Source organism: Holdemania sp. 1001095H_141210_F2 (genome assembly GCF_015558105.1).
Taxonomy (GTDB): Bacteria; Bacillota_I; Bacilli_A; order Erysipelotrichales; family Erysipelotrichaceae; genus Holdemania.
Genome location: NZ_JADNPO010000049.1, coordinates 1 through 9,985, shown reverse-complemented (window position 1 = coordinate 9,985; position 9,985 = coordinate 1). Strand labels below are relative to the sequence as shown.

Annotated in this window: 12 protein-coding genes, 1 pseudogene and 1 riboswitch; of the genes and pseudogenes, 5 read left to right on the top strand and 8 right to left on the bottom strand. The window is 51.7% G+C overall.

Features of this window, described 5'->3' with window-relative positions:
- Nucleotides 1–442 precede the first annotated feature (442 nt).
- The gene (locus I2G61_RS16045; RefSeq protein WP_072686118.1) at nt 443–1,003 is read right to left on the bottom strand and encodes a DUF402 domain-containing protein; all 561 of its coding nucleotides are present in this window, start codon (nt 1,001–1,003) and stop codon (nt 443–445) included.
- A gap of 158 nt (nt 1,004–1,161) precedes the next feature.
- Between I2G61_RS16045 and I2G61_RS16040 the strand changes: the two genes are divergently transcribed.
- Entirely contained in the window at nt 1,162–1,374 is a 213-nt protein-coding gene (locus I2G61_RS16040; protein WP_072686116.1) for a hypothetical protein, read from the top strand.
- Nucleotides 1,371–1,688: a spore coat protein gene (locus I2G61_RS16035; RefSeq protein ID WP_072686114.1), complete on the top strand. Its 318-nt coding sequence runs from the start codon at nt 1,371–1,373 to the stop codon at nt 1,686–1,688. Before I2G61_RS16040 ends, I2G61_RS16035 begins: the two co-directional genes overlap by 4 nt.
- Before the next feature lie 141 nt (nt 1,689–1,829).
- Here the strand turns inward: I2G61_RS16035 and I2G61_RS16030 are convergent, their stop codons facing one another.
- The gene (locus I2G61_RS16030) at nt 1,830–2,339 is read right to left on the bottom strand and encodes an energy-coupled thiamine transporter ThiT (protein WP_195397820.1); all 510 of its coding nucleotides are present in this window, start codon (nt 2,337–2,339) and stop codon (nt 1,830–1,832) included.
- 28 nt (nt 2,340–2,367) lie between these two features.
- Nucleotides 2,368–2,467, bottom strand: a riboswitch (TPP riboswitch).
- Between the two features lie 80 nt (nt 2,468–2,547).
- Here I2G61_RS16030 and I2G61_RS16025 point away from each other — a divergent pair.
- Nucleotides 2,548–3,030: a GAF domain-containing protein gene (locus I2G61_RS16025; RefSeq protein ID WP_072686109.1), complete on the top strand. Its 483-nt coding sequence runs from the start codon at nt 2,548–2,550 to the stop codon at nt 3,028–3,030.
- A gap of 205 nt (nt 3,031–3,235) precedes the next feature.
- Here I2G61_RS16025 and I2G61_RS16020 read toward each other — a convergent pair whose 3' ends face one another.
- From I2G61_RS16020 to I2G61_RS16000, 5 genes are all read right to left on the bottom strand, one after another.
- Entirely contained in the window at nt 3,236–4,066 is an 831-nt protein-coding gene (locus tag I2G61_RS16020; RefSeq protein ID WP_072686107.1) for an aminoglycoside N(3)-acetyltransferase, read from the bottom strand.
- Nucleotides 4,067–4,202: 136 nt separating this feature from the next.
- Nucleotides 4,203–5,039 carry a YjjW family glycine radical enzyme activase gene (locus tag I2G61_RS16015; RefSeq protein WP_072686105.1) on the bottom strand — a complete coding sequence of 279 codons (837 nt, stop codon included), beginning with the start codon at nt 5,037–5,039 and terminating at the stop codon, nt 4,203–4,205.
- Nucleotides 5,036–6,544 (bottom strand): YjjI family glycine radical enzyme, encoded by a 1,509-nt coding sequence (locus I2G61_RS16010; RefSeq protein WP_072686103.1) that lies wholly within the window; start codon nt 6,542–6,544, stop codon nt 5,036–5,038. Before I2G61_RS16010 ends, I2G61_RS16015 begins: the two co-directional genes overlap by 4 nt.
- Nucleotides 6,545–6,619: 75 nt before the next feature.
- Entirely contained in the window at nt 6,620–7,564 is a 945-nt protein-coding gene (locus tag I2G61_RS16005) for a carbohydrate kinase family protein (protein WP_195548465.1), read from the bottom strand.
- Nucleotides 7,561–8,142: a DUF1836 domain-containing protein gene (locus tag I2G61_RS16000; protein WP_072686099.1), complete on the bottom strand. Its 582-nt coding sequence runs from the start codon at nt 8,140–8,142 to the stop codon at nt 7,561–7,563. Before I2G61_RS16000 ends, I2G61_RS16005 begins: the two co-directional genes overlap by 4 nt.
- Before the next feature lie 266 nt (nt 8,143–8,408).
- Here I2G61_RS16000 and I2G61_RS15995 point away from each other — a divergent pair, with 266 nt between their 5' ends.
- Both I2G61_RS15995 and I2G61_RS15990 read left to right on the top strand, forming a co-directional pair.
- The gene (locus I2G61_RS15995) at nt 8,409–9,329 is read left to right on the top strand and encodes a carbohydrate kinase family protein (RefSeq protein WP_195548464.1); all 921 of its coding nucleotides are present in this window, start codon (nt 8,409–8,411) and stop codon (nt 9,327–9,329) included.
- A gap of 106 nt (nt 9,330–9,435) precedes the next feature.
- Complete coding sequence (locus tag I2G61_RS15990; protein WP_072686095.1) at nt 9,436–9,711, top strand: helix-turn-helix domain-containing protein; 276 nt, start codon at nt 9,436–9,438, stop codon at nt 9,709–9,711.
- A gap of 164 nt (nt 9,712–9,875) precedes the next feature.
- Here the strand turns inward: I2G61_RS15990 and I2G61_RS15985 are convergent.
- Nucleotides 9,876–9,985, bottom strand: a pseudogene (locus tag I2G61_RS15985) (3-deoxy-7-phosphoheptulonate synthase); the annotation flags it as partial.

The following is a 9,985-nucleotide window of genomic DNA, read 5'->3' as shown; positions in this document are numbered from 1 at the left end:
TTATGAATTGACGTTGTATTTGTGCTTTTCTTCCTGTTTAGTTTTCAAAGATCGACGCCCTCTCGCGAGGTGCTCATTAATATTACCAAATCACCCCTTTTCTGTCAACATCTTTTTTTATTTTTTTTGCATTTTCTCCCCTCACTTTGTTTCCCCCTTATTTTAAAGGCTTTTTAAGCTTTTCCCTCTCTGCTCATTTCCAACGTACCCGTTTTTTTCAGTTATATACAGTCTTCTTAAAACTTCGATTCTTTTTTCATTGCCCAACGATTTAATCCATTCCGCTTCATAAGATTTGACTTTTCCATCTTTTCCTGTTTTCTGATTTCCTCATATTCATTCTGATCATTTCAGCGGCGTTCCGTGAAAGCAGTTCATCCTAACTGCCCTCTTGTCAGAAACTGTCCCGACAAACAAAAAAACTCTGACCGATTTTATCAAGTCAAAGTTTCTCACGTTCTGAATCCTGCAGTGCCGTGTGCAGCAATTCCAGATATTCGTGGTACAGACATTCAATTTCTTTTTGATTGAACGGCGATTCTTTTCGTTTGATCTTGCCGATCAGCACGTCCATCTCTTTTTCTACGGCATGCTTCAGCGGTTCGCTGTATCCCATTTCACGGCCATGCTGCTCATATTCATCTTCATCCAGAATCTCAATGCGTCCATCCGGAAACAGCTTGACATCCAAATCATAATCAATATTCTTGATTGCCTCACCGTCATACAAACTTGGAGAAGCAAGATTACAGTAATAATAGATGCCGGTCTTCCGAATCATCGTGATCACATTATACCAGTGATCAGGATAGAAGAAGCAAATCGCCGGTTCCCGTGTAAACCAGCGGCGGCCATCCGCCTCGGTGACCCATGTTTTATTGGTAACGGCAATCACCCGGCGCACCCCAGCCTCAATAACGAAGCCTTTAGCCCATGTCCGATGCAGCGAACCGTCATGCTTGAAACTCTGAATGTAGACCTGCGATCCCACTTCAGGCAGCATGGAGATTCACCTCATTTCTTCTTTTTTACAAAATCTTATTTATTATACCTCTTTTTAGTCTGAACGAAAAGAGGGGAATCCAGTCGTTTGATTCGCCAGGAAAATACGCATAAACCCATCCTGTCTGACCATACTGTCAGAAGAAAGGAGGCTGGATGATGAAAACACCGCCAAAAATGCTTTCCCCGAAGGATTGTTCTTATCTGGCAGATATGCTGGAAACGCTGCTGACCACAGCGAAAAAAGCGGAGAATTACAGCCGGAAAATCGAAGATAAACAAGTCAGCGACTTCGCCGCTCATTACTACGAAACTCTGAAAAGTCAGTATTCCATTCTGACTGACGAATTGAAAGGAAGTGTCAACGAATGAACAGTCCGGAAGTTATGAATCCGAAGTCTGAAATTTTACCGGATGAGAAACGTTTTAACGACCGCGACCGGCTGAATGATTTACTGATCTCGATCAAACATATCACCTATATGTATTCCTTAGCCTGTCAGGAAGCCAGCAACAACGAGTTATATACCAAACTGTTCGGTCTGTTTCAGGAAAGCAGCCAGCTGCAGCGGAAGAACTACGACCTGATGTTTGAAAAGGGTTGGTACAAGCTGGAAAATGAACAGGCGCAAAAGATCGACACGAAGCACCAAACCTTCAAATCAGAAGAAAGTCAGCTGAGCTGAATTCCGCCAGTCTCTCCCTTATTGAAATAAAAAAACGCCGATCCAAAAGTCTTCTGAAAGGCTCCTGGAATCTGCGTCTTTTTGTAATTAAAGCGGCTGATTGCTGAGTTTTTCGATTCTGATCTAATTGCAGACAGGACTTTATTTCTTGTTCATCAACGGTTTGATGCGCGGCATGACTAACGGCAGCAGAACCAGGCACAGGATCGTTGTCGGAATCATGTAAGTGGCATTGTAGACCAGCGAGGCCCACGGCGCCGTTTCCCAGACGAGAATACCGGACAGCGTACTGGAGATCAGCCGGACAAGGTTGGTGATCAGCACGCCGGAGTAAAACCATTTGTAGTTAGGAAACAGACTCGCCAGTCCGTAAACGGAAAAGGCGAAGAAATAGTCGAGCAGAAAGCCGATCAGGTCCGGAGTATACATCGGACCGGTGACATACTGCAGCAGAATCGAAAGTACGGCGACGACCGTGCCTTTCTGCCAGCCCAGATGATAGCTGGCCATTAACAGCGGAATCACCGAGACGCCAAGCGAACCGCCGTTGGGCATCTGTAAAATTCCGAGGGTGTTGACGGCGACGTCGAGTACGATGAATAATGCAGCGTACAGCGCCATGTAGACGAGATCTTTGGTTGTCCATTTCATAAAAAAACACCTCCAAGTGTGAGGCGTAAGGAAAAATCAGTAAACTCCCTACGCTAGTTTTACCTAGATCAGGTGATAAGGGTTTGTTCCATCGTTGGATCTCAGCATTTGCTCCCCTGTTCACGAGAAATATTATAGCACATTCTTTCAGGATGCGTTCCTTTTTTCTGTCGATTCCGTTAAAATAGAGAAAAGCGGAGGAAAAAGGATGGAAGAAAAATTAACAATGCGCATGGAAACGCTGCTGGATAACGCGAAAGCCTTGTGTTTTGAGGAAACGGACCTGATCTGCTGCCTGGCCAATCTCAGCGCGCTGATCATGCAGAGCGTTCCCAATATCAACTGGGCAGGATTTTATCTGATGAAGCAGGGTGAATTGATCCTGGGTCCGTTTCAGGGAAAACCGGCGTGTACGCATATCGCCTTAGGGCAAGGCGTGTGCGGAACAGCGGCGCAGAAAAATACATGCTTAGTCGTCATGGATGTTCATCAGTTTCCCGGCCATATCGCCTGCGATCAGACCAGCCGCAGTGAAATCGTCGTCCCGCTGGTCTATCAGTCCGAAGTTGTCGGCGTGCTGGATATCGACGCCCCGATCCCGGATCGGTTCAAACCGGCAGATGAAGCTGTCCTGTGCGAACTTGGCGCCTGGATTGGCGAGTTATTTGCACTGAACCCGCATGAGCGCTGATCTGACTTTGGCGGATCCGTGCCGCAAAGCCTTGTTTCAAAAGAAATTGAATCGCTGTTTCAAAATAACATCTCGTAAAAAAGCAACGGCATAAGACATCCGCTGCTTTTTTCATTCTTGTCATCGTCGTTTTCCAATTCACCCTTGCCAAAGTGTTCTGTTATCACAGAGTTATGAAAACGGGACTGCCGCTTTTTGTTTACCTTCAAAAAAGCGCAGGTTGAAGATATCGGGCATACGGGTGTTCCTTGGCCAGATAGCGCATGGCTTCATCAATCGCGGCGTCCGCTTTGAACAGCCGCAATTCAGCCATACCGGCCTTGCCTCTTTTGACAAAGCCTTTTTCCTCCAGGCGTTTGCCTATTTTATTAAAGATCTCACTGTCGATATCCAGATCCAGATATTTCTTCCACATCCGCTTGCCTTCCAGCTCGACCGCCGCACCGCGCAGGATCACCGGCCGGATTTCACTGCGGTATTCCGCTAAATGCATTGCCGTACAGCGGGTATAATCGACGCCCATTAACAGCACCGAGCCTTTCAGCTCATACAACCGGGCGGCCGGGGATTCCTCAGACAGCGGAAAATGCAGCGACTGATGGTTGCAAAGCAGCTTGGCATATTTACCCCAGGCGACATAAGCGCAGTTGGGATGATGAGAAACGACGATCCCATCGCGCCGCCGCAGATTCTCGACGATCGCCCCCATTGCCCGGGTATCCGATTCTTTTTTATTAAACGCCGGCATCTGTTCGCGCACGGCTTTGATCAAATGACGTTCGATCGGCGGATTTTCCCAGGCCGAGGGTTCAGTGTTGTCCGAACATTGCATCGCCATCAGCAGCGTACCAGAGTAGCCGACCGCTTCAATCAACGCGTTAACGACCGTTTGGGCGCCCCCGCAGACATATCCGAACGCGCTGAGCGACGCATGAACTTCAAGGATCATGCCGGCGCCGACGCCGAGTTCTTTAAGCTGTTCTAAAATTTCCTTCTGCGTTATCAGCTGCGATATCGCTTTTTGTGGTGTTTTCATCCCGCCCGATCTCCTTTGTTGACTTGCTTTCTTATTATATCACGCGCGCGTTGGTTTTATAAAGAGGACAGCCGACAAAAAGGAAGCCCTTACGGACTTCCTCTTACAAATTCATCTAATTGCACCCTGATTTTGTTCAGATAACGACACAGTTATGAAAACCGCGGTCGCTTTCAGCCTGCGCCAGACGCTCGGCTTCTTCCAACGGCGTGATCGTCCGGCCGCAGAACCGCAGTCCTTCCTCGCACACCCCAAACGGCCGATAGCGCAGCAGCTTATAACGAATTTTTCCCTGCAGCCTTTCATTTACCGCACGGACCGTCTTCTGATTTTGTTTGGGAAACTGTGGCAGCAGCACCGTACGGACTTCTTCCAGCTTCCCAGCCTCCAGCAGCAGTGTCAGATTATCCAGTACCTGTCGATTGGACGCGCCGGTGAGCTGGCGGTGAAAGTCGTCGTCGATGGCTTTCATATCAAGCATCACGCCGTCGCACAAAGCGAGCAGTTGGGGATATTGCCCAAAATCAATGACGCCGTTGGAATCGATCAGACAGGTTTTCCCGGCCGCCTTGACACGGCGAAACAGCGCCGTCAGAAAATCAGCGTAAAGCATACATTCCCCGCCGCTGACCGTAATTCCCTGAATAAACGGAAAGGTTTCCGCAATCTTCTCAAACAAGGCCTCGGGCGTCAGCTCGCTGACTTTGCAGGAAGCGTGATGGGGACAGACATGGATGCATTGATCGCAGCCTGCGCAGCGGGTTTCATCCCAAACCACTTTTCCTTTACGCAAAGCCAGCGCCCCGGCTGGGCAGCCGGCGACGCATTGACCGCAATGATCGCAGACCTGCCAGGTTTCCGGATTGTGGCAGTATGCGCAATGCAGCGGGCAGCCCTGGAAAAAAATCGCGCAGCGGTTACCGGGTCCGTCAACGTTGGAAAAGGGAATGATCCGGTTGATCAACGCCTTCATTGTCCGCGCTTTTCCACCCGGCGGTCAAGCGCATTGCCTTTGTCGCGGGCGCCCTGGCCGAAGATGCTGACGTTGTTGAGCGACTGCTTATGCTGATCGAGCTTCGCCAGTTCGCTTTTCTTGACTAAATAGCCGGTCACGCGGACGACATCGTTGTTCTCGAGATAGCCGGAGAAATAGCGCATTCTGCTGGCCATTGCGCCCTTGATGATATCGCCCAAAGCTTCCGGCGTGTTCAGCCAGGTTTCCTCAAACTTAAAGATATCGCCGATCCCGGTCGGGAAAAAGCCGTGCATCCGCGCCGCATGCTGAATCTGCTTCAGCATGCCCGGTTCTGCGCCGACTGGAATCCGTGCGCCCGGAGAGTTCTCGCGGCCGTCGGAATCAATCCCAACCTGCGCGTGCAGACGGAAGTGGTGATTCGTACAATCGCAATAGGCCGAAGTAAAACCCGCGACCAGATCGCTTAAGCGTTGTAAAATTCTGACGCCCAGATCATCCGCAGCAGCGTTGTTGCCATAACCCCGCCGCGGATCCTCAATCCCCAGCAGGTGGTTGACGCACTCCGCCAGGCCGACCATGCCGAACATGCCGGTGAAGTTCTCAAGCTTGACAAACCCTTCCGTGACCAGGAAATTGGCCTTGAAGAACGCGCTGGTTTCAACGATGAAGCGGATTCGGTCTTCCATCATTTCCAGCATGATCTGCACATAGTGCGGCAGCACGTTGTCCAGGAAATCCTGCGGATCCTTCGCTTTCAGCGAGCATTCGTACAGCCGGATCCGCGGCAGCGTGAAGCCGCCTCCGCCAACTTTCAAGCCATTGTAACAGGAAGCGATCGCATAGTTCTCGCCCCACTCGCGGGTGAACATCGCGTGGTTGGCAAACGAGGGCTTGGCGGTCTTTAACATGCACAGCGCGCAGCGCTTCAGAAAATCATCACTGGTAAGCAGCGGATCATATTTCAGCGTCAGGTTCGGCATCGCGCACTGCATTTCCTCGCTCAGCTGCAGAATCAGCTCGCCAGTGCGAGTCGCCTCTGGGCCAAGGTCGGCATGCACGAACGAATCGGTCAGCGTGCGGTCGATATGCAGCAGAAACATTTTCAGGATCTGCTTCGCCCGCTGCGGTGTTTCCTTCAGGACAAACGGTTCCAGCAGCTGGTCGAGATTGCCCAGATAGACTGGAAACGAGGTAATCGAAGGTACGTGATGATACATGATCAGCAGGGCGTTGGTCGCTTCCAGCAGATCCTGCGGCGGCGTCAGATCGAGAAATCGGGATCCTTTTTCCATCAACTGCGTATAATCCGGGCAGATATAGCGCGGCCGATACGGCGCCAGCCCCTCGCCCAGGTCGCAGAAAATGCCGTCTTTCTGTCCTTGCCGATATTCCGGGGAACGCTGCAGCGTGTCGTCCATATTCTCCGCCAGACGGGCTAAGGCAAGCAGCTGTTGTTGGTAGGTCAGCGTTTCATCGCGAATAATATTCAATACTTCTTCCATAATCATGCTCCTTTTTCTTTCTTCATCGGGAGTTAGGTTTCGATTGCGGCTACGCGCGAATATCGAAAGAGAAGGTTAAATTTGGTTCAGGTCAAACCAGCGGCAAGACTGCCGTCCGCGCCGCAGCGCAAGCGACTGCCGGCTCAGCAAAGGGCTGACGGACAAGGGATCGCTTAAGGTCAGCGCCGCCCCGGCCGCCGCGGATTCAATCGCGTCTTCAACCACCGCACCCTGCGTGCGAAAGCTCAGATACACCGCAAAGAAGCAGTCGCCCGCGCCGGTAGTGTTGACGGGGGTCAGCGGATCCACCGTCATCAAAAGCCGCCGCTGTCCGACTGCTACTGCAGTTCCCTGTGCCCCCAGGGAAAGCACGGTTTCCTTAACCCCCTGATTAACAAACCAGTCCAGAGCGGCACGGATTTTTGCGGGCGTCTGAATCGGAAATCCGCACAGCCGTTCCGCTTCCGCCCGATTTGGTTTGAAATATGTCAGCCGGTTTAAAATCGGCCGCGCTTTCTCACTTTTGGATGCGCTGAGCGGATCCATCGCCAGCGGGCAGGGAGCTTCCGTCACAATCCAGCGGATCAGTTCGGGATCCAGATTGGTATCGCAGATTAACAGATCCCCCCGCTTCAGTGAGTTCAGCACCGGCTGCAGGGAGGCTTGATCCAGCTGATGAAGAATGCTCATGTCCGCAATCGCGCTGTGCAAATCGTGATCAGGATCAAGGATGGCCAGAAATGCCGATGTCCGCTGTCCCGGAAGCGATCGAACCCAGCGCATATCCACGCCGCATTCGCGGCCTTGTTTCAAAATCCAGCGGCCGAAGCTGTCGTCCCCAACCACGCTGACCAGACTGACCGCCTCGTCTAACCGTGCCAGATTTTCCGCGATGTTGCGGCCGACTCCGCCCAGCGTCGTGCGGATCGTTCCGGGATTGGAATCCTGCGGACGCAGCGCCTGGTCGGCAATTCCCATGATATCGACGTTCGCTCCGCCGATGACGACGAAGCGGCTCATTTCTGCAGGCTGCGGCTGTGCTCTTCCTGCATCTGCTTCAATTCCCGCTCCTGCAGCGCAACCGCTTTTTCGGCGACAATCTTCTGCGCGAACGCCCCGGACGCCATTTTCAGCGCCAGATTATCAAAAGAAATCGGTTCTGACTGAGCCTTGGACACCAGCTGCGGATCGATTTGGGCGGCGACCTTCTTCAATTCGTATTCCTGCTGCGAACAGAACAGATTATACGCGTTGCGGGTGCCGCTTAAATGGGCCTGATACAATATTCCGACGCGAACCTCCTTGATCGTCACAACCTGTTTTAAAATTGTAATCGCCACCAGATATGCCAGATGGACACGATTGTATTGTTTCTTATGCGGGGCGGGGATCAGGTTCAGCTTGACATAATTGTTGACCATCGCCGGTGTGATGATCTTTTCATGGTTCTGACCTAAAAGCAGATCAAGATACCGGTCCATCAGCGTCATGACCTGATCCATATACAAGTCAATATCCGGCAGCTCCTCCCACCGCGGCAGATGGACGGCGTTAAGCTGCTGCGCCCATTCTTTCATTTCCTGTTCAGATTGTTTCATTTTATGACCTCGCTTTAGTTTTGTCTCCCACCTTTTTCCCTGAAAAAAGCGGCGAAACCGGAAAGGTGGAAATCCCTGACAGCGGCTTGACCGGAAGAAAAAAGCAAGCCGGAAAGGCCGCGGGTTTTCGACATCTTCATTTTATCATAGAACGCCGGCGCAATGGTACCAAATTTCGTCGTTTTCCGCTCGGGTTCAATGGACTTTCATGCCTGAGTTCACTATAATATATCCGTTATGGTAAAAATAAAGCGAGGAAATCAACCATGGAGAACCCTGTATTAATGCTGGGCGGACTGTGTCTGGACCGGTATTGCCTGCTGAGTCAGTTTCCTGTCAAGGGCCAGGACACGTTGATTCAGGATACGTTTGAACGGATCGGCGGCTGTCCGATCAACGCCGCGTTCACCCTGAAAAAATTCGGACTGGATCCAGTTTTATATTCCGCGGTAGGAGCGGAGTCGATCGAAAAGGTCCGGGCTTTCTTCCACCGCAATGCCTTGGCGATGGACGGTTTGTTTGTGATCGAGGATCAGAAGACCGGTTTCTGCATGATCCTGCTCGATGATCAGAAGGAACGAACATTCATGACCTACCGCGGCTGCGAAGGAGTATTTGATCCGGCGCGGATTCCGGCGTTGAATTACCGAGCCTGCTGCCTGACGGGTCTGTATCTGATCTATGGCGCGGACAGTGAAAACGCCGTTGCCTATCTGCATCAGTTCTGCCGCGGCGGACGGGATTTGTTTTTTGATCCGGGGCCGCTGTGCGATCAGATCGATCCGGAGTTGTTGGAAAAGACGATGCGGTTATGCACGCATCTGAAGGTCAACGAAGAGGAGCGTCAGCTTTTAGAACACGTGCTGGGCCGGCCGCTGACCACTTATTTTCAATACCGCCTGCAGGCGATCGTCGTGACCTGCGGTTCGCGGGGAGCGCAGCTGATCCAACCGGAACAAACGCAAAGCTTTGCCGCCCTGCCGATCAAACTGGCCGATTCCAACGGCGCCGGCGACGCCTTTTTCGCCGGTTACGCCGCATCAGTGCTGCAGGGAAAAACGCTCAAGGAGTGTATGCGGCTCGCCTCCGCCTGCGGCGCCCTGACGGCAATGACGCTGGGTCCGCATGCCGAAGGGGGCTTAAAAGAGATCCTGCAGCTGGCGGATGACGGCGCCATTTCCTGTTGATTGAGGATTTCCGGGTAATTTCGCATGAGAAAAGCTGTCCACCGTGCGGCTTTTCTGGTAAAATAAAAACGGAAGAATTAATGATAGGAAAAAAGGAGAGATGAAGATGAGCAACGAGCTTTCCCATACGATCAAGCTCAGAATTCAGGCGTTGGCCAAAGAACAGGGAATGTCCCTCTACCAGTTGTCCCAGATCAGCGGTATGACCCAGTCGACGGTCAATAATCTGATGAACCGGGAAACGAGTTCCCCGACGATCGCCACGATTAAACGGTTGTGCGACGGATTGGGAATCACCCTGGCAGAGTTCTTCGACACGGATGATTTCACCGAATTGAAAACCAAGCCGACGCCGAAGGAAAAGAATAAAGATAAGAAATAAAAAAAGCTGCTTCCCTGCGGGATTTGGAAAACCCGATGGGAAACAGCTTTTTGTCTGGTTTTGACGCCGCTGTGAAGTCCTGCAGGTCTATACTTTCACAGCTTGCGAATATCAACGCCCCCGCTTCTTGCGGCAGTGCTTTGCAGATATTTGTGAATTCCGGCTTACAGCTCGCGTCCGATGACCTTGGCGATCGCACGGCCCTTTTCGATCAGGGAGGCAAACTTCGCCGGCTTCAGCGACTGCGCCCCATCGCTCCAGGCACATTCCGGAC

What these genes read in the sequence shown, in the direction of transcription:
- I2G61_RS16045 (WP_072686118.1), bottom strand. Translation starts at nt 1,003, where the DNA reads ATGCTGCCTGAAGTGGGATCGCAGGTCTACATTCAGAGTTTCAAGCAT.
- I2G61_RS16040 (WP_072686116.1), top strand. Translation starts at nt 1,162, where the DNA reads ATGAAAACACCGCCAAAAATGCTTTCCCCGAAGGATTGTTCTTATCTG.
- I2G61_RS16035 (WP_072686114.1), top strand. Translation starts at nt 1,371, where the DNA reads ATGAACAGTCCGGAAGTTATGAATCCGAAGTCTGAAATTTTACCGGAT.
- I2G61_RS16030 (WP_195397820.1), bottom strand. Translation starts at nt 2,339, where the DNA reads ATGAAATGGACAACCAAAGATCTCGTCTACATGGCGCTGTACGCTGCA.
- I2G61_RS16025 (WP_072686109.1), top strand. Translation starts at nt 2,548, where the DNA reads ATGGAAGAAAAATTAACAATGCGCATGGAAACGCTGCTGGATAACGCG.
- I2G61_RS16020 (WP_072686107.1), bottom strand. Translation starts at nt 4,066, where the DNA reads ATGAAAACACCACAAAAAGCGATATCGCAGCTGATAACGCAGAAGGAA.
- I2G61_RS16015 (WP_072686105.1), bottom strand. Translation starts at nt 5,039, where the DNA reads ATGAAGGCGTTGATCAACCGGATCATTCCCTTTTCCAACGTTGACGGA.
- I2G61_RS16010 (WP_072686103.1), bottom strand. Translation starts at nt 6,544, where the DNA reads ATGGAAGAAGTATTGAATATTATTCGCGATGAAACGCTGACCTACCAA.
- I2G61_RS16005 (WP_195548465.1), bottom strand. Translation starts at nt 7,564, where the DNA reads ATGAGCCGCTTCGTCGTCATCGGCGGAGCGAACGTCGATATCATGGGA.
- I2G61_RS16000 (WP_072686099.1), bottom strand. Translation starts at nt 8,142, where the DNA reads ATGAAACAATCTGAACAGGAAATGAAAGAATGGGCGCAGCAGCTTAAC.
- I2G61_RS15995 (WP_195548464.1), top strand. Translation starts at nt 8,409, where the DNA reads ATGGAGAACCCTGTATTAATGCTGGGCGGACTGTGTCTGGACCGGTAT.
- I2G61_RS15990 (WP_072686095.1), top strand. Translation starts at nt 9,436, where the DNA reads ATGAGCAACGAGCTTTCCCATACGATCAAGCTCAGAATTCAGGCGTTG.